We start from the raw sequence: 17,299 nt of genomic DNA on the forward strand, positions 1-17,299 counted from the left end.
CCTACGTGGCTCGGCGCAGGACATAGATACCCACGTTAAGGCGGGCTGGGCGTTTCGATGCCGAGTACCTTTCGCGCCCTCACGACCGACCTGCGCACCAACCACCAACCCCTCCGAGGAGGTACCGTGCTCGTCTTCGCTACCGAGGATCAACTGTCGTCCTGGCTGGGCACACCTGGCCCACTGAACGCCGGAGTCCTGTTGCGGGAGGCGTCAATTCTCGTCCGCGACGCGTGTCGGTGCGATGTGTTCGACACGCTCCCGAACGGGCTGCCGGAAGACGACGACAAGCGGGAAGCCCTACAGGACGCCACGTGCGCGCAGGCCGCCACATGGGCTGCCACTGGCGACGACCCACTCAAGGGGCCCGGCGGTCAAGAGCCGCGAATGACGCTGTCGGGCATCGACGGCGCGCAGGTGTCGTTCGACACCTATCTGACCGCGGGTGATCGGGCGAAGTCGCTGACACAACTGTGCGCATCGGCATATCGGATCCTCCGTAGTGCGGGCCTGGCGTCGTCGGCGGTGCAGTCATGACCGACCTGCTCGCGCACTGGTGGCGCTGGCCGGTCATGGTGGAGCGCCACGCGGGAGACGGTACGGACGGGCCTGTGTTTGAGGCTGCAGAAATGATGCGCATGAGGATCACCGCCAAGCGCAAAAAGGCCCTCTCGGCCGACGGTACGGAGGTCATCTCCGAGGCTCGCGCATCGGGCCCGGCCAACACTCGGATCATCCCCGTCGGCTCGATGGTCACCCTCCCGCCCGAGTGGGGGAGTCGCCGCGCCGAAGTCCTCGCCGAGCAGCTGCATCACGACGGCGCCGGACTGACCCCGAACTTCTACTCGATCGACCTGACGTAGGAGGTGTCGTGCCCGTCGAGTTCAACTACGGCATCGCGGCAACTGTCCGCGGCGCCGCCAAGAGTGGCCTCCATGACGCCGCCGAGGTCGTGAAGCAGGAAGCGATCGAACGCTGCCCCAAGGAAACTGGCGCCCTCCGCAACTCCGCCGGCACCGCCTCTGACGGTATGGAAGCGGTCGTCTACTTCGACACCCCGTATGCGGCCCGGCAGCACGAAGAGGTCGGCTGGCATCACCAGGACGGCCAGGCGAAGTACCTGGAGAACGCCGTCAACGCCACGCAGGCGACGGTAGCCAACGTCATCGGCGAGGCGATACGGAGGTCCATCGCATGACCACCCGTCCGCCCACGAGCGACGAACTCGAGGCCGCTCTCGCGCAACGCCTCCACGACATGGGCCTCGCCGACTACCGACCCGCTGGCGCCTACCCGACGAACCTGACAGTCCCGGCCGTGTTCTTCGGCACCATGCCCGACAAGCCGAACGGCGCGGTCCTGATCAACGTCTACAACGACGACCGCGAGCGGGACCCGCACACACCGATCTACTTCGTGCAGTTGCGGTTCCGATCCGCCTTGGGCACGCGCCGGGACACAGAGCGCATGGCGAACTGGATCTTCGACGCCCTCGACGACCGCACGAATGAACGCTCCAACAGTCAGTGGGGCGCCATCCGCGTCCTGTCCTGCCATCGGCATCTCCGCGCCCCCGCCGAGCCGGACGCGAACGGCCGCTGGTCCCGCCCCGACTCCTACACCATCATGACCAACCCGTCCTAGGAGGACGAACACATGAGCGCACCCACGCAAGCACTCGCATCGACCCTCGCCCGCGACTGGATCCTCGAAGTCCTCATCGACTCCGACTGGACCCGGGTCCGCGGCCTGTCCTCGGTATCCCCGATCTTCGAGGGCTCCGAGCAGGACGACTCCGACATCGACTCCGGCGGCTTCGCCTCGCAGATCGTCACCGGCCTCGCCTTCCGCATCGAGGGCTCCGGCAAGCGCAAGGGCGACAACACCACCGGATTCGTCGACGACCCGGGACAGAACTTCCTGCGCAAGAAGGGCCGCAAGACCGGCGCCGACAACATCGTCACCGCCCGCATCTACCGCCGCGACGCCCTCCCGGACGCCCATCAGGCGGAGACCACGGTAAAGTGGACGGACTCGGCGGCCGGCGACACGAACGCACTGCAGGAGTTCTCGTTCACCCTGTCGGGCCGCGGTGAGCCGCAGGAGATCGTCAAGCCGCTGGTCCCGTCGTCCAGCCAGGTCTTCAACGTGAGCTTCGGCGGCGCGACCGCCGGTAACGCCACGCTGACCTGGAACGGCAAGACGACCGCGAACATCGCGTTCAACGCCGCGAACGCGGCCGTCAAGTCCGCCCTCGTCGCCCTCGACGACGGCTACGGCGCCAGCGACTTCACCGTCACCGGATCCGCGGGTGAGTACGTGGTCACCGTCCCGGGCGGCGTCCTGACCGGCGACGGCGCCGGCCTGACCGGCGGCACCCTGACGATCACCGCCGCCTGACCTGAACCCACTTCCCGCTGAGGCCGTGACTCGCGTAGTGGCGGCCTCAGTGGTCTGCACATAAAGGCGCGCACATGCCCTTCACTCCGCTAGAAGCCGCAATTGAACGCATTCGGGCTGTCGGGGTTCTATTCACGGCTGAGGTCAACACCCTTACCGAGCTGGGCATCCCGGCTAAGTCCTGGCTGTGCAGCGAACTCGGAGTCGACGAGAAGCGACTTCATGAGCTCATCGCCACCCGCCAGGTCGGCGCAGGGGTCGCACTCCCCATCCTCGAACGCAACCTCGCCACCTAATCCGATTCGCAAGGAGACCCTGTGCCGTACAACGATCTTCGGGAGTTCTTCGATCCCGACCTGCACCTGCCGATCAACGGCAAGACCTACACGATCCACACGCCGAACGCCGCCGACGGCCTGCGGCTGCGGGCAATCTTCGCCGACGACGAGCAGACGCTCACAAACACCGACGAGCTCGCCGAGATCGCGAAGCTGTTCGGCGCCGACATCGACGACGACGGCAACCCGGTCGGCGGCGTCTGGCAGCAGATGAACGACGACGGCATCTCCTGGGGAGAGATCATTCACGCCGGCCGAACCGCCCTCATGCACTACGGCATCAGCGCAGACTTCGGCGCCATCTACTGGCGAACCGGCATGGACGGTGTCCTGGGAAACCCGCTGCCCCCGAACCCGAACGGGGAGACGGGGGAGAACCCGAGCCAGTCTGCATCTGCGCCGGAGAGTGCGGAGGAGCCCTCACCTGCCGACCTGGCACCTACGGCCCTGACGACCCCGGCGGCGGCCCGTACCTCGAAGCGCACGGCATCCGCGACTGGATCCACACCGAACCGAAGCAAGCGGCCCCGCAAGGCGTCGTAGTCGACCTCTCCTGGCGGGCGATCCTGCGGGCCTGGACGGCGGTCGAACTCGACCTCCAAGACCTCGGCATCGACGTCGAGTCCGGGGTGCTCGAGCAGCGGTCGTGGCGGTGGCTGGCCGTGCGCATCACCGGCTTGATCGCCGACCCGGAATCCCGGCTGAGGCTGCGACTCACCGAACCCGCCTAGGAGGCCCCTGTGTCCCTGAATGTCGGCACCCTGAAGGCCGTCCTCACCCTCGACGACAGTGAGTTCAACACCCGGATTCAGCGGGCTCCGCAGGCGTTGACGAGCCTGGATCAGGCCGTCTCGCAGACCGGCGCCCGCATGTCCGGGAAGCTCGGTCAGGCGGGCGAGCAGGGCGGCCGCCAGTTCGGATCGAAGCTGTCCTCGGCGGCGACCGCATCGGCGTCGGCCGCGGGCGATAAGGCGGGCCAGGGGTTCGGGCAGCGGTTCTCGTCATCGCTGTCGTCGGCGGTGTCGAACGCGTCGCAGGAACTGCAGTCGAAGCTCGGAGTGTCCCTGCCGACGTCGGCGGCCGCAATCGGCGTCACTGCGGGCGCGGCGCTCGGCGCTGCGATGTTCAAGGGCTGGAACCGCCTCACCTCGATCGAAAACGCTCAAGCGAAGCTGTCCGGTCTCGGCAACTCCGCCCAGGATGTCGCCGCGATCATGCAGAACGCGATGGCCGCCGTGAAGGGCACCGCGTTCGGAATGGACGAGGCCGCCTCCACCGCGGCCGGCGCAGTGGCCGCCGGCATCAAGCCGGGCCAGGACCTGCAGAAGACCCTCACCCTGGTCGGGGACTCGGCGACCATCGCCGGAATGGGCATGACCGAGATGGGCGCCATTTGGAACAAGGTCGCCGCCTCGAACAAGATCCAGGGCGACGTCATCGCCCAGCTCAACGACGCAGGCATCCCGATCGTCCAGCTGCTCGGCAAGGAGCTCGGCAAGACCGCCGAGGAGACCCTGAACCTCGCCTCGAAGGGCGAGATCAACTTCGAGACCTTCCGTGCCGCAATGGAAAAGGGTCTCGGCGGTGCTGCGCAGAAGTCGGGCGAGACGGTCTCGGGCGCGTTCAAGAACATGGGCGCCGCAGTGTCCCGGTTCGGCGCCCTGCTGGCGCAGCCGGTGTTCGACCGCGCCGGCGGCGTCATGGGTGGCATCACCGAAGGTATCGATGGCGCCGGCAAGGCCGTGAAGGCTGCGCAGGGCGCGTTCGATTCGATCCCGGCGCCGGTGCAGTCTGCGGTCACCGTGTTCGCCGCCCTGAAGTTGGCGTCGATGGCGCTCGGCACGGAGATGGGTCAGAAGCTCACCTCCCCGGTGCGGAATGCAGCGTCGGCGATCGCGTCGTCGACCGGCAATCTGACCGGCAATGTCGGCGCGTGGCGCAACCTGTCGGGGGAGCTGAAGCAGACCGCCCCTGCCTTGAACGCTGTGCAGCGCAACGCGATGGCACTGTCGACGGGCACGGGCGCGATCGGCAAGATGGGCACGGCATTCATGGATGCCGCGGCGCAGGCGAAGCGGATGCCGAACGTCATGGGGGCGGCGGCAGCGTCGTGGCAAGGGGCGAAGTCCGCTGCCTCTGGTCTGTCGAACGTTCTCGGTGGCCCGCTCGGTATCGGCATCATGGCCGCCACCGCACTGTGGGTTAGCCACTCGAATGAGGTTGCGAAGGCGAAGGCGCAGACCGAGCAGATCGGCGCCGCCGTCTCCGACACCGCCACGGTGCTCTCCTCGACAGGCGGCAAGTACAGCGAGGCGGGCCAGCAGGCCGCCGCCGCTGCACTGGAGACGATCAAGCTTAAGGACGGCACCACCAGCCTCGGCGAGGCGCTCTCGAAGGCGAATATCCCGCTCGACCAGGCCGCAAAAGGCCTCGCCGGGATGGGCGATGCGGCCGAGAAGACACGTGAGCAGCTCAAGGATGCTCACGAGCAAGCCGCTGACCAGATGGGTCTTTGGGATCGAATCAAGCAGGACTTCTTCGACCTCGACATCCGCACACCCTTCTCGGGCCCGAAGCGCAACGACGAGTACGACACCGAGTACAGCGACGCTCTCGCCGCCTACGACAAGGCGCGGGAGTCGATCAAGAAGAAGCAAGACGCGATCAAGCGTGAAGCGGAAGCGGGCGGCTACAAGCTAGAGGTCGCCGTCGATGGCACTGTCGCCCTCGACGGGATGGTGGAGTCGCTCAAGGAGTTCGAGTCGAACGCCAAGGGTGCGGCCGCCGGCGTGGACATCCTCACGGGCGCGCTGAACAAGCTGTCGGACGACCAGTTCACCGTCCACGACGCGCAGGCGAGGCTCAACGAGTCGTTCCGTGAACTCAAGGAGTTGGCCGGCACGCTCGGCAATGTCGGCCTCGATGGCTCCGGACTGATCGACACGAAAACCAAGGAGGGTGCTACCGCCGATAAGGCGGCACGGCAGGCGGCGGAGGGCTACAAGGAACTCGCCGCATCACTCTATGAGTCAGGGCTCCGCGGCCAGGGCCTCACGGATGCGTTGCGTCCGCAGTACGACCAGTTCCTCAATCTAGCTACTGCGATGCTGGGATCCCGCGAGCAGGCAGAGACGCTCGCGAAGTCCCTCGGGCTGATCCCAACGGACGTTCAAGTCAACCTTGACATCAAGAACGCCGCGAACACCAAGACGGTGCTGGATTCGATCGGCGACCAGTTCAAATCGTTCGACGGCACAACCTCGACGATCACCGTGACATCGTTGTCCGACCAGGCGAAGACTGACCTCGAAGGCATCGGGTTTACTGTCGAGCAGATTCCTGGGACGAAAGAGTTCACGATCGTCCCGAACACCAAGGCGGCGTTCGACGCCCTAGATGGGCTGCGCGGCAAGTACGACGGCATCCCTGCCGTCAAGCCAATCACCATTGAGACGCCGGGCTACGAGGGTGTCATGGCCGGGCTCGAGCAGCTCGGCATCAAGGTCCACTCGGACAATGAGAAGCATATCGTCATCGCGGACAACAGCCCCGAGACGATTGCGCGCCTCTCCGAATTGGGCATCAAGACGACGACCCTCCCGAACGGCAAGGTCGTCATCACCGACAACAGCGTGGACATCGCTGGAAACATCGACCGCAACCTCAGCGGAAAGCAGACCACTGGATCGCACACGATCTACGTCAACGAGGTCATGTCCGGCACCGGGACAACCGGCACCCCGAGGGCCGCCGTCGGCCAGCACTACGGTGCCGACGGCGGACTGCGCGGTATCGGCGCCGGCGCATGGATGCTGCCCTTCAGGAAGCGCGCCAGCGGGATGCTTGACACCGCGCACATCGTCCAGGGGCAAGGGCAAGGCATCTTCGCCCAAACCCCACTAGGCAACGTCCAGTACGGCGAAGGTGAAACCGTCTGGGAGGCATACATCCCCGGCGCGCAGTCGAAGCGCACGCGGTCTCTGGCGATCCTCAAGGAGACCGCACGCCGCTTCGGCTACGGCCTCGTCAACAAGCGAGACGTCATGGCCGACGGCGGAATGCGCGTCGACCGATCGGCAGCCGAGGCATACGCCAAAGCCCACAACGGCGAAGGCTACGTCTACGGCGCGCTCGACTGCTCCGGCTACCTGTCGGGCATCTACAGCAAGCTGACCGGCAAGAACGTCCGCTTCACCACCGCATCGGACTTCGCAGCGTTGGGATTCGTCCCCGGCTACGACCCGAACGGCTTCTCCGTCGGCACCAACGGCGGCGTCGGAGAGAACGGCCACATGGCCGGCACCCTCTACGGCACCAACGTCGAATCAGCCAGCGGCGCCGGGATCCGGTACGGCAGCGGCGCTCAGGGCGCAACCGACTTCCCTGAGGTGTGGCATCTCCCGGAAGCGAGTACCGGCGGGGACAATCCCGCCACCGCATCGGGTGGTGGGCAGCAGGCCGATGGCCAGCGGGTGTTCGTCACCAACTGGCCCAGTGGCGCCGGATATGGCGGCGGATCCGGATCGTCGGGCGGTTCAGCACCTTCGGGTGCGGGAGCCGCACCGGCGCCGACCTCCTCGCCGGCGTCGAACCCGATCGCCGATGCTATCGACGGCGTCCGGGCACTGCTCGAGCGCGGCGACTACACGTCCAGCCTCAGCCGGGTGGGCGTCGAAGAGGATGATCCTCGCGTCATCGCCGCTCTCGGGCTGCGGTCCCTGCTCGCCAATGGAGAGTTCACCCAGAACCTCCGTGAGGCGTTCGGGGTGGAGGAGGACGACCCGCGCATCGTGCGATGGCTCGGCCTCCGCGCCGCGGCCAACGGCCAGTTCGACCAGAACGTCCGGGAGACCTTCGGTGTCGAGGAAGATGACCCGAGAGTCGCTGCAGCATTCGGCGTTCGATCGCTCCTGGCCGACGGGCAGTTCACCGGCAACCTCCGCGACGCTTTCGGTGTCGAAGAGGACGACCTGCGGGTGGCCGCAACCCTGGGCGTGCGATCACTGCTCAAGGACGGCGACTTCACCGCCAACCTCCGGGACGCATTCCAGGTCGAGGAAGACGATCCCCGGGTCGTCGGACTGCTGGATCTCCGCAAGGCGATCGTCGACCGGTTCCCACACCTGCAGCCGATGGCGATCGAGCCCGCGGCTCCGGATGCTCCGGCGCCGACCGATCAGGTGGCCCGCGAGAACCCGCCTGAGGTGAAGTCCTACGAGGTGAAGACCCCGCAGGAACGAATGGCGGAGTGGACGGAGCAGGCCGGCCAGGAGTGGCTCGACTCGTTCGGGCTCAAGCCTGGCGGCGCGATCGGCGCCCTCATCGACGCCGGCAAGGAGCCGGAGAACGTGCGGGCGCTCGAGCAGATGGTCGAAGTTCTTCGTGTCATCGCCGAGGACCCGCCCGTGCAGGTCGTCATCAACGCCAAGGACGGAGACGACGCCGTCCGGAAGTGGCAGGAGTACATCGGCGGCAAGAGCCTGTCCTGGATCAAGTAGGAGGCACACGTGGGCGCAGCCCCCACCGTCGAGCTGGAGGGCGTGAACGGTCAGATGTTCACGCTCTCCGGCCCTGGCGCCGGCGCAGAAGGCGTCACTCTCAAGACCGATATCCAAGGGCTTTACGACTCGCCCGTGAAGCCGATCTACAACTCGCACGCCTTCGAGAAGGGATCCACCTACGGCGGCAAGCGAGACCTTCAGCGCGACATCCAGTTCGGCGTCGGCGTGCTTGGCGCGGCCGGGTCCTGGGAGGAATTGGACTCGGCGTGGCGGTTGGCGTTCGACTATGGCCGCACCGCCCGCTTGTGGGTGGAGACGGAGAGCTCGCGTCGCTACATCGACATCGCGCTCGCACGCGAGCCGGAGGTGAAGGACCCGTTCAAGGGGCACGCCCTCGGCTATACGCGGATCGTCATGCACTGCGTCGCCGCGGACCCGTACTGGTACGACAAGGTCGACACCTTCCCCTGGGCGTCCACCGTCGACACCATGGGCGGGTCGACAGCGAACGGCACCATCGTCGTCCCGTTCGCGAATCCGACGCCGGATCCGATCTGGGCGCAGTGGGTGGTGCAGGCGGCCACGGACGCCCGTTGGACGATCCCCGATTACAGCTTCGGTGACGACCGCTACCGGCGGGCCACGGCGGACGCGAATCGGCGCATCGTCGTGCCGAAGCTACTCGCCGCCGAGCACCTCTACATCAACACCGACGAGGCCGCGAAGCACGAGCAGGTCCGCTCGAACATCGACACCCAGATCTACCTGCGCATGAACGGAACCCAGTTCCTCTACCCGATCAAGTCAGGGCAGAAGCGCACCGAGTTCAACGTCTCCGTCACCGGCGCGCCCGCGGGTGTCGGCATCCAGTTGCGGCTCATCCGCCCGTACTCACGACCATGGGGGTTGCGCCTGTGACCACTGTGCAGACCATCGACTTCGACGCCGTCTTCGACGAGATCACCTCGAAGATCAAGGCCGAGGCTGAGGAACGCCTCATCCCGCCGCTGATCCGCATCTGGGACGGCGACTGGAACCTCCGCGGTATCTGCAAGCGGGAGATCAGCGCCGAGTTCTCGTTCATCGACAATGAGACCGGCGTCGGAATGTTGGAGATGCCCGCCGACTACTTCCTCTCGGAGTGGCTGGCGGCCGCCGACGAGCGTCCCACCTCAAATGTGCACGTCACGATGGACAAGGACGGCGCCCGTTGGGGTGGCCGCATGTCCGAGCTGCAGGTCATCAACGACGAGCGCGGCCGGCGCGTGCGCGTGTTGTTCGAGCACGACTACGAGGAACTCAAGCACATTCTCGCGTGGCCGAACCCGTTCATGCCGATCGGGTTTCAGTTCCCGAAGGTGTGGATGCACTTCGGGCGGTCGCGCACTGGGCTCAAGACCACCTTGCATGTGAACCTGCGTCGGCTCGAGAAGTCTCCCTGGCCGGTGGCCGGCAACCCGCTGACCGTCTCGGCGATGAACGCGGTCGGCGACCTCAACAAGTGGTCGCAGGTCGTCAAGCCTGACCTGACGCCGGACAACTCTGTCGGCGCGATCGTCAGATCCCGCATGAAGAACATGCACGAGGTGTCCCGGAAGCAGGTCGCCGACGGCCAGTTGACGTGGGAGCCGCGCCGGTACCTGCAGGGCGATCCGCCTCCGTGGCCCGGCGCGAACCTCCGGCACGGCGCCCTCGTCTGGGACCTGATCGACAAGTCCGGCTGGAACACTGGAACCTCGTTCGGTGGCAGCATCTTCTCCGGCCTGATCCGGCAGTTCACCAGCATCGGCGCCGACGGCCTTGAGGAGTCCCTCGAAACCGTCGCCGACCCGAACATCCCGGCCAACTACGCGCAGCCGGGCGTGAAGGGCTCCGATCCGTCGATGCCCGCGGTGGTCTACCGCGAGTCCGAGCACACCGGCATCCAGTCGTCGATGTACTCACTCAAGCCCGCACGGGACCGCCAGATCGTCGCGGGTGGGCACTCGATGCCGATGGTCAACGAGACCATTGGTGCGGCAATCCAGATGGCCGGCGACCTGACCGCGATGATCCCTGGCGTCCCACCGCTCGGTGGTGTCGCCGATGCGATCCTCAAGCCGCTCTACACGGACGTCGTCCTCGCGTTCGGCAAGTGGGAGAACATCACCCGCGCCCAACGTATGGGCTGGTCTCACTACCACGAGCGGTTCCAGGAGGGCGCCGACCGGGCGTACACCATCGCCTGGCTGCTGGCGATGCGCACGGGGCGTTGGGAGACCCGCGAGCAGCACTCGGTCACCCTCGAAGTCGCCGACGGTGCACCGTGGAAGATTGGCCAGAACGGATTCGGCCACTACTTCCTCGGCGACCGCATCGGCTTCTCCCTGCAGGCCCCGCTCGCCCCGGGCCGCATCATCGTCGAACGCGTCTCCGAACTCGCCATCTCATGGGATCGGGACTCAACCCCGACGTGGCGGATTCAGGTCGGGCAGCGCAAGCACGAAGACCCAGTGCTCAAGGCCTTCGAGCAGATGCAGGAATTCATCGGCCTCATCCAGGAACTAGGAGTGATCTAGTGGAATCGCGCATCCCGACATGGGACAACTGCGACCGGACCGATCCGAAGCTGGCCCTCAAGCCTGCCTGCGTGGGCCTGCCATGGGCGGGCCCGCAAAAGTTCACCCCACCATCGGATCTCGCCGAAGACTGGTCGGAGCACTGGACCAGGATCGGCGTCTGCTACGTCGGCCACATTGCAGCGTTGGCGGACGAGAACGGCATGATCCATGTCGACCAGCTCCCGACGCCTGCCTTGAAGCTGATCCCGCCACCGCGGGGGCAGCAGCATCCACAGAACGCGACGATGCAGTGGGTGGGGATCGACGAGCCCGAGCCACCGCCCATGGTGATCCCGGACGTGTCCAGCGAGCAGTACACCCGCAACGAGCAGGCGGCCATCGCTGAGCAGCTCTACCGCGACGGCGTCATCCCGTCGCCCGAGCCTGCGCGGGATGTGGCATCGGTGGAGCGCACGTTCGATCCTCGCGACTACACACCCTCCGAGGTCCGTGGCTACCTCATCGGCCAAGACGACCGTGAACGCTCCCGGGTCCTCGCGCTCGAGATGACCGGCAAGTGCCGAGAACAGATCCTCAACGACCCCCGATGGAAGGGGATGTGACATGGCTCAGTACAAGGCTGACGTCGACATCTACACCAGCAACGACAGCGGACCCCGCAACACCGGCTCCCTCGCGTGGATCATCTTCCACACCACCGAGAATAGCGGGAACACGACCGCGCAGGACGTGGCCCGGTACCAGCAGAACCCCAGCGCCGGCGGCTCGTACAACGTGCTCGTCGACAAGTTCGGCACCTCAGTCCGTTCGAATGACGACAACTACATCCCCTGGGCCGCGGGCTCTGTCCAGGCCAACGGCCGCGGGCTGCACATCTCCGTCGTCGGCCAGGCTTCGACCTCCCGTGAGGTTTGGTTGCGCGACTACGACAAGGCGCTGCGCAAGGCAGGCGAGGTCGTCGCGAAGTGGTCGAAGGACTACGGCATCCCACTCGCACGCCTGAACGCAACACAGCTCAAGGCGGGCTCGAAGGGCATTGCCGGGCACAACGAATGCTCGCAGGCATTCGGCGGCTCTGACCACTGGGACCCCGGTACGGGCTTCCCCTATGACTTCGTCATCAACTACGCCCGCGGCGGCGCCACAACCCCACCACCCGCAGGAGGCGGTATGAACCTCGAGCAGAACATCAATGCGCAACTGACCGGCTCGACCGAGGTCGGCAAGTACCCAGGCTGGGCGCAGCTCGGCAACCGGACGGTCGTCGACGCGCTGGCAGCGATCGGCGCCGCACTGAAGATCCCCGGCTTCAAGGACCCGAAGGCAGGTCAGTGATGAACCCGAACCCGATCCTCGATGTGCTGCGCGCCAAGATGGCGGAGCAGCCTCTCGTGAAGAAGTACGCGAACACCGTCACCACCGCGGTCGGTCTCGTCGTCGCGCTGCTGTGGGCGGTGCTCTCGGCGGGCGTGAACGTCCCCGAGGGTGTCACTTCCGGCGTCCTGGTGCTGATCTCGCTGCTGACGGTCGTGGGCGTCAAGTTCACTCCGAACGGTGTGACCGACAAGCAGATCGACGAGTTGGAGCAGTACGTCGGCAGACATCGCGCAGAGGGGTAGCGCATGAGCCCTGTGCTCACGATCGTTCTCGCGGTCATCACCGGAGGCGGTTTCACGGCGGCAGTCAATGCTGTCGTGGGCCGCCGCCGGTCGAAGGCGGAGGCGGGGAAGATCGATGCCGACGCCGCGAAGATCATCGCCGAGGCGGCGGCCGCGCTCGTGACCCCCATGTCCACGCGGATGGGCTCGCTCGAGCAGCGCGTCGAGGTACTTGAGGCGGAGAACGCGCACAAGACAACGCTTCTCGATTCGGCGATCCGGTTCATCCGCGACTTGCTCGATTGGATCGGGCACCGGGTGCCCGGTGAGGCGCCGCCCGACATTCCTGCAGACCTGCGTGCGGAGGTGGAGCGATGACCTACCCAGTCGGCCCACCCCCTGACGGCGCGTACGTGGTCGGCTCCGACTACGGGCAGAGCGTCAGTGAGACGAACGCGATGGCGCTCATGACTGGCGGCGTGAAGGACGCTTTCGGTGGCGCGCAGAACAAGTTCAAGAACCAGTTTCAGGTGTTTACCGATGGGCAGCTCGCGCTGAACCAGCGCACTGACCTACTGTCGCCGCTACTCGACTTCGGGTCCGCCTATATGAACACAGATCAGGGGTTCAACCAGACCGGGCAGTGCTCGTTCTCAAACCAGATCGGCCCCATGCAGGGCTGCCGCCTCTCCAACGGTCGGATCATCCTGAATGACAGGGGGCTGTGGGATATTCGCTGCCAGCTCTGGTTCGACTACATCAACCTTTTGACTGGCACCGTCGAGTGGCAGATCCGGATACTCACCCCGTCGGGGAGTGTGTTCTCGCAGACCCGCGCCAAGCTGAATGACAACGGGTCGCTGTCATCCACGAACATCTGCTCGGTCGTCGTGCCAGAGCCGGGCTATCAGGTGCAGGCATGGGTGTCGTACATCGCGGCGTTCCGCGGAATCCTTGGCGGGCCCGACCGCAATCGACTCACGGTCCAGCACATCTCCCGTGACACCGCCACGGGCAACACAGGACAGGGGTAACAATGACCATCCTGACTGGGACCGTCCGCGACATCGGCGCCTACGACGACCTCACCAACTTCACGTTCGCCACCCCGACCGTCCGCGAGGACGACTCGGGCGACGGCATCATCACCACCCGCAAGGTTCGATGCCAAGCGGCCGCGGGCGTACTCACCACCCCAAACCTTGAGCCCGGCATCGCGATCCTCACCATCCAGGGCGACCCGCGCCCGTACCAGATCACCATCCCAGACTCGCCCACGCCAGTGCAGTTGTGGCCGCTGATCCAGGCCGCGACCCCGCCCGACCCGGGCGCGTGGACAACCGGGTATGTCTCCAACGCCGGCGGGATCGCTCGCGTCAAGGCGGTACCGCTCACGGCGTACCCCGGCATGGCGAAAGACCCCGCCACCGTCTACGTGCTCTTCGAATAGCCACCCATACCTCAGGAGTTCAGCATGGCTCACATCGGCAAGTTCTACGGCGGCTTCCTTCTGAGCGCCGTCAACAAGGAGATTGACCTCGACACCGACACGCTCAAGGTGATGCTGTGCACGTCGGCGTACACACCCGATCAGGACGCGCATCGGTACAAGTCGTCGGTGACAGGCGAGGTATCCGGGTCCGGCTACAGCGCCGGCGGCGCCGCCCTCACCGGCGTCACCGTCACCTATAACGCGGCCACGAACACGCTCAAACTGGATGCCGACGACACCTCGTGGGCGGCAGCGACGATCACAGCCCGTCACGCGGTCATTTACGACAGCACACCCGGTTCCGACGCGACCCGGCCCCTGATCGGATACATCACGTTCGACCAGGACATCTCATCGACCGCAGCCGCGTTCCAGCTGATCTGGGATTCCGCGGGCATCTGCACGATGACCGTTTCCTAGCCTCGGGAGGTAGCCGTGCCAATCGTCCAAGGCGGCAAGGTCGCGGCAGTTCTCCGCTACATCGACGAGGACGGCGTCGAGCATCACGTAGTGCAGGTGCGCCTCGGTGACCACATGGTGTGGGACGGCACGATTCCCGCGTTGGCGTCGGTGCAACAGTTCGCGGCGTCGGGGCGAGTGCTTCCTCCGTCACCGTCGGCGGGCCAGTCAATCACCAGCCCGGACGTCTCGGCGACGTCAGAGTTCCGTGCGCTGACAGTCTCGGCCGGGGCTCGCGTCCCGATGCCCACCATGTCGGCAGCCGGGCAGCTTCACCCATCGGGCGTTGCCGCAGCGGTGTATGTGGAGATCCTGGCGGCGTCCGCAACTGCAGGGATGTCGAAAGTGTCGGCCGGGCAGGTGGCCGCGGGTGTCGCACGTGCGCCCGCATTCACGGGGAGTGCCGTCGTCGTGCCGCCTACGGTCGTGATACCAGCGGCCGTGAACGTGCAACTCGCCACAAGCGCAGGCGAGGTGCGGTCGGTAACCGTCAACGGGCTAGCTCTCGCGCAGGCGGTAGCAGCGGCGGCGTCCGGCCAGATGCGCATTCCAGCACTCCGCGCAGGGCGGGCACAGGCCATGCCTCGTGCCACTGCTACCGCGAAGGCTCTCACGCCATCGGCATCGGGTGCTGCGGCGGCATTGGCGTCCACATTCGGGGCAGCTGGGCAGTTCCCCGCCGCAGTCGTCGCCGTGCCATATCCGGCGGGCATGGACAAGGTCGGCACACAGCAGATCCCCAGAGACTCGAACATCTCTCTCCCGCTCTTCCCTCGCGCAACGAAGGTGCGCGGCTGGGCGGTGCGGGCAGGCTACCCGGGCACCGCGATCGTCGACGACGGTCTCGAGGCCAGCGCCGCTATGACGGTGAACTTCACCGGCAAGGTGACGTTCCAGGCCGGCGGAGTTGGAGTCTTCGTGCAGTTCATGGTCGTCAGGAATGATTCCGAGGTTCTAGCGATCGGCAACACGGGCTCCACACTGACTGGCACCGCGGCCCTGGCGCCGAACGACACACTCTCGCTCTACGCATGGGGGCAGGACTCGGTAGCCAACGCGTACCGAAACATCATCGAGGCGAACACCTACCTCTACTGGACGCTCAGCTAGGAGGGCGCATGGAAACGGTCACCCTCTCGGGCCTTCCCGGGCACACCATCACCCTCGCCGTCGACGGCGCCTGGCTCTCCTGCGAGGTCCGCGACAGCAGAGGCGAGATCCGATACTCGGCAGGCTGGGACACCACACCCACCGCATGACATTGGCCCCCACCCTTCACTGGGTGGGGGCCTTCAGTCGTTGGAACCGAACCCTGGCCGCCGGCGTCCAACCAGGTGTGGATGACGAGCTGTGGGACATCGCCCTATGGGAGGCCGAATACCAGCAGTGGCTGACCGACTCCGGACACGAGTAGGGGACGCGGCGTCTACCCCAAGCTGCGTCCCCTTGCCCGCACGCCCGCTTCCCTCAGGCGCACCCCGACGATAGCACCACCATCGAACACATGTGCGAAAATGGGTGGGTGCCGATGTACGAACGCGCACCCAAGACATGCCCCAACGGCCACCCCCTCACAGCGGGGAAGGTGCTCGTCGGATGGTTCGCGTGCGGCTGCGCCGGCACCGGCGGACACCGCACCTATGACTGCCGCACCTGTGGGGCCATCCTGTACCGGCCAGACCATGAAGGGCGGCGCGACTACGGCAACCGATGGCGGCGGAAGGGAGCAGATTCGGATACTCGTTGAACTCGTCAGCCGCCGAGCGGATCGTCGGTGCGGTGCTCGATCCAGTGCAGGTGGAGCCAGTGCCTCTGTTTCTCGGCGAGTTGAACGTGAGTCGCGCTCCCGTGAAGTGCGGCGTAAGCCGGGTACTTTCGAATGTCCTCAGCCAGATCAATCGTTCCGCTGGAGTCAACAGCAAGAAGTCCAACGTCGAACAATCGATGGAGATCGCGCCGGATCAGCAGCCCGCCTTGGTCCTTGTGCTCGCCGACCTTGGCGTAGCTGTACAGATGGCAAGCCTCCAGCACTGCTGACGGGCAGGGTCCCGTCAGGGCGCAGTGCTCTCCGTACTGCTTAAGCAGTGTTGCCCGGAAAGCTGGCTGCCCGAGTCGCACGCGAACGGGTCTTGTCGTGTGTCCACCTGCGATCTGGCTCTCCGTGACGGCGAGGGCGCGCAGCGGGTCGCCGGCCGTCACCTTCGCCAAGGCCTCCTTGAAGTCGTTCCACCGGAGGGGGCGGAAGCTGTTCTGGGACTTTGGATGAACGCAAAGGCTCCGCAGAGTTGCGCCGTCGAGGAGGCCTTCGAGGTCGATCCAGGCCTGATCGTGAGTGGATCTGTAGGTGTCGACTTCTTCCTCGATGACGACCGGGTCGTCGAATTCCACGCCGCAGTCGTCGCAGCGGTAGATCGGCTTCTTGGTTGTTCGAGGGACGACGTTGGCGAGACGGCAGTCAGGGCACCGGAGCCCGGGCTTGATCATTTTTCCTGTGTCGTCGATTCGCTCAATCACGGAGGCTCCGAGCAGGGTCTTCGCGTCCCATAGGACGACGACGTCTCCGGGATGGACTTTGGCATGGTTGTGGACTTTGCTGTCCCAACTGTAATGAGACGACGGATTATCGTCGTACTTCCCGCTGCCGACGATGCGGCGGTAGTTGCCGGACTTCGACGTCGTTAGCCACGCGGTCCGCCCCTCGCCGAGTTCCATACTGTTCCCTCCCGTCACCGAACCGAACAGGGATCGTCGGTAGCATCCACCTGTTGGTAGCGCCACGAATGTATACGGCGTCTCTGACGAACCAGCTACAAGGCGTTGACGCGGTCAACACCCGACGGGAAAACTACAGGTCACGAATCTGCGTCAACGCACCTCGATCCGACGCCGACTGCAGGTCAGTCCGTAAAAACCGTGATCAACAAAGGGGTTCGAGTCCCCTTAGCTCCAC

Annotated in this window: 19 protein-coding genes; 18 read left to right on the forward strand and 1 reads right to left on the reverse strand. The window is 65.7% G+C overall.

Annotation, left to right across the window (positions count from 1 at the left end):
* Window positions 1-126 precede the first annotated feature (126 nt).
* The 18 genes from LCL87_RS25070 to LCL87_RS25155 all read left to right on the forward strand — a co-directional run bounded on the left by LCL87_RS25070 (window position 127) and on the right by LCL87_RS25155 (window position 15,608).
* Complete coding sequence (locus tag LCL87_RS25070) at window positions 127-537, forward strand: hypothetical protein (protein WP_225024167.1); 411 nt, start codon at window positions 127-129, stop codon at window positions 535-537.
* Window positions 534-863: a hypothetical protein gene (locus LCL87_RS25075; protein WP_225024168.1), complete on the forward strand. Its 330-nt coding sequence runs from the start codon at window positions 534-536 to the stop codon at window positions 861-863. Before LCL87_RS25070 ends, LCL87_RS25075 begins: the two co-directional genes overlap by 4 nt.
* Before the next feature lie 8 nt (window positions 864-871).
* Complete coding sequence (locus LCL87_RS25080) at window positions 872-1,198, forward strand: minor capsid protein (protein WP_225024169.1); 327 nt, start codon at window positions 872-874, stop codon at window positions 1,196-1,198.
* Entirely contained in the window at window positions 1,195-1,644 is a 450-nt protein-coding gene (locus tag LCL87_RS25085) for a phage tail terminator protein (protein WP_225024170.1), read from the forward strand. The genes LCL87_RS25080 and LCL87_RS25085 overlap by 4 nt, the downstream gene beginning before the upstream one ends.
* Window positions 1,645-1,656: 12 nt before the next feature.
* Window positions 1,657-2,400 carry a phage tail tube protein gene (locus LCL87_RS25090; protein WP_225024171.1) on the forward strand — a complete coding sequence of 248 codons (744 nt, stop codon included), beginning with the start codon at window positions 1,657-1,659 and terminating at the stop codon, window positions 2,398-2,400.
* A 317-nt stretch (window positions 2,401-2,717) separates the two neighbouring features.
* Complete coding sequence (locus tag LCL87_RS25095) at window positions 2,718-3,281, forward strand: DUF7426 family protein (RefSeq protein ID WP_225024172.1); 564 nt, start codon at window positions 2,718-2,720, stop codon at window positions 3,279-3,281.
* A 197-nt stretch (window positions 3,282-3,478) separates the two neighbouring features.
* Window positions 3,479-8,236 (forward strand): tape measure protein, encoded by a 4,758-nt coding sequence (locus LCL87_RS25100; protein ID WP_225024173.1) that lies wholly within the window; start codon window positions 3,479-3,481, stop codon window positions 8,234-8,236.
* 9 nt (window positions 8,237-8,245) lie between these two features.
* Window positions 8,246-9,157, forward strand: a complete 912-nt coding sequence (locus LCL87_RS25105; protein ID WP_225024174.1) for a phage tail protein — start codon at window positions 8,246-8,248, stop codon at window positions 9,155-9,157.
* Window positions 9,154-10,797: a Gp37-like protein gene (locus LCL87_RS25110; RefSeq protein ID WP_225024175.1), complete on the forward strand. Its 1,644-nt coding sequence runs from the start codon at window positions 9,154-9,156 to the stop codon at window positions 10,795-10,797. The genes LCL87_RS25105 and LCL87_RS25110 overlap by 4 nt, the downstream gene beginning before the upstream one ends.
* Complete coding sequence (locus LCL87_RS25115; RefSeq protein WP_225024176.1) at window positions 10,797-11,402, forward strand: phage gene 29 protein family protein; 606 nt, start codon at window positions 10,797-10,799, stop codon at window positions 11,400-11,402. Before LCL87_RS25110 ends, LCL87_RS25115 begins: the two co-directional genes overlap by 1 nt.
* A 1-nt stretch (window position 11,403) precedes the next feature.
* Window positions 11,404-12,135 carry a peptidoglycan recognition protein family protein gene (locus LCL87_RS25120; RefSeq protein ID WP_225024177.1) on the forward strand — a complete coding sequence of 244 codons (732 nt, stop codon included), beginning with the start codon at window positions 11,404-11,406 and terminating at the stop codon, window positions 12,133-12,135.
* Window positions 12,135-12,419 carry a hypothetical protein gene (locus LCL87_RS25125; protein ID WP_225024178.1) on the forward strand — a complete coding sequence of 95 codons (285 nt, stop codon included), beginning with the start codon at window positions 12,135-12,137 and terminating at the stop codon, window positions 12,417-12,419. Before LCL87_RS25120 ends, LCL87_RS25125 begins: the two co-directional genes overlap by 1 nt.
* Window positions 12,420-12,422: 3 nt before the next feature.
* Window positions 12,423-12,776 (forward strand): hypothetical protein, encoded by a 354-nt coding sequence (locus LCL87_RS25130; RefSeq protein ID WP_225024179.1) that lies wholly within the window; start codon window positions 12,423-12,425, stop codon window positions 12,774-12,776.
* The gene (locus LCL87_RS25135; RefSeq protein ID WP_225024180.1) at window positions 12,773-13,432 is read left to right on the forward strand and encodes a hypothetical protein; all 660 of its coding nucleotides are present in this window, start codon (window positions 12,773-12,775) and stop codon (window positions 13,430-13,432) included. Before LCL87_RS25130 ends, LCL87_RS25135 begins: the two co-directional genes overlap by 4 nt.
* 2 nt (window positions 13,433-13,434) lie before the next feature.
* Window positions 13,435-13,848 (forward strand): hypothetical protein, encoded by a 414-nt coding sequence (locus tag LCL87_RS25140; RefSeq protein ID WP_225024181.1) that lies wholly within the window; start codon window positions 13,435-13,437, stop codon window positions 13,846-13,848.
* Between the two features lie 24 nt (window positions 13,849-13,872).
* A complete protein-coding gene (locus LCL87_RS25145) occupies window positions 13,873-14,310 on the forward strand; it encodes a hypothetical protein (RefSeq protein WP_225024182.1) in 438 nt (145 codons plus the stop codon).
* Window positions 14,311-14,325: 15 nt separating this feature from the next.
* The gene (locus tag LCL87_RS25150; protein WP_225024183.1) at window positions 14,326-15,459 is read left to right on the forward strand and encodes a hypothetical protein; all 1,134 of its coding nucleotides are present in this window, start codon (window positions 14,326-14,328) and stop codon (window positions 15,457-15,459) included.
* Window positions 15,460-15,467: 8 nt separating this feature from the next.
* Window positions 15,468-15,608: a hypothetical protein gene (locus tag LCL87_RS25155; protein ID WP_225024184.1), complete on the forward strand. Its 141-nt coding sequence runs from the start codon at window positions 15,468-15,470 to the stop codon at window positions 15,606-15,608.
* A 493-nt stretch (window positions 15,609-16,101) separates the two neighbouring features.
* Here LCL87_RS25155 and LCL87_RS25160 read toward each other — a convergent pair whose 3' ends face one another.
* Window positions 16,102-17,061, reverse strand: coding sequence for an HNH endonuclease signature motif containing protein (locus tag LCL87_RS25160; RefSeq protein ID WP_225024185.1), 960 nt, complete (start codon window positions 17,059-17,061; stop codon window positions 16,102-16,104).
* Window positions 17,062-17,299 lie beyond the last annotated feature (238 nt).

This window comes from Prescottella equi (assembly GCF_020171745.1).
Lineage (GTDB): Bacteria > Actinomycetota > Actinomycetes > Mycobacteriales > Mycobacteriaceae > Prescottella > Prescottella equi_A.

Excerpts from the sequence above, each read along its gene's own strand:
- LCL87_RS25135 (WP_225024180.1), top strand. The coding sequence starts at position 12,773 with ATGACCTACCCAGTCGGCCCACCCCCTGACGGCGCGTACGTGGTCGGC.
- LCL87_RS25090 (WP_225024171.1), top strand. The coding sequence starts at position 1,657 with ATGAGCGCACCCACGCAAGCACTCGCATCGACCCTCGCCCGCGACTGG.
- LCL87_RS25085 (WP_225024170.1), top strand. The coding sequence starts at position 1,195 with ATGACCACCCGTCCGCCCACGAGCGACGAACTCGAGGCCGCTCTCGCG.
- LCL87_RS25120 (WP_225024177.1), top strand. The coding sequence starts at position 11,404 with ATGGCTCAGTACAAGGCTGACGTCGACATCTACACCAGCAACGACAGC.
- LCL87_RS25155 (WP_225024184.1), top strand. The coding sequence starts at position 15,468 with ATGGAAACGGTCACCCTCTCGGGCCTTCCCGGGCACACCATCACCCTC.
- LCL87_RS25140 (WP_225024181.1), top strand. The coding sequence starts at position 13,435 with ATGACCATCCTGACTGGGACCGTCCGCGACATCGGCGCCTACGACGAC.
- LCL87_RS25145 (WP_225024182.1), top strand. The coding sequence starts at position 13,873 with ATGGCTCACATCGGCAAGTTCTACGGCGGCTTCCTTCTGAGCGCCGTC.
- LCL87_RS25125 (WP_225024178.1), top strand. The coding sequence starts at position 12,135 with ATGAACCCGAACCCGATCCTCGATGTGCTGCGCGCCAAGATGGCGGAG.
- LCL87_RS25130 (WP_225024179.1), top strand. The coding sequence starts at position 12,423 with ATGAGCCCTGTGCTCACGATCGTTCTCGCGGTCATCACCGGAGGCGGT.
- LCL87_RS25160 (WP_225024185.1), bottom strand. The coding sequence starts at position 17,061 with ATGGAACTCGGCGAGGGGCGGACCGCGTGGCTAACGACGTCGAAGTCC.
- LCL87_RS25075 (WP_225024168.1), top strand. The coding sequence starts at position 534 with ATGACCGACCTGCTCGCGCACTGGTGGCGCTGGCCGGTCATGGTGGAG.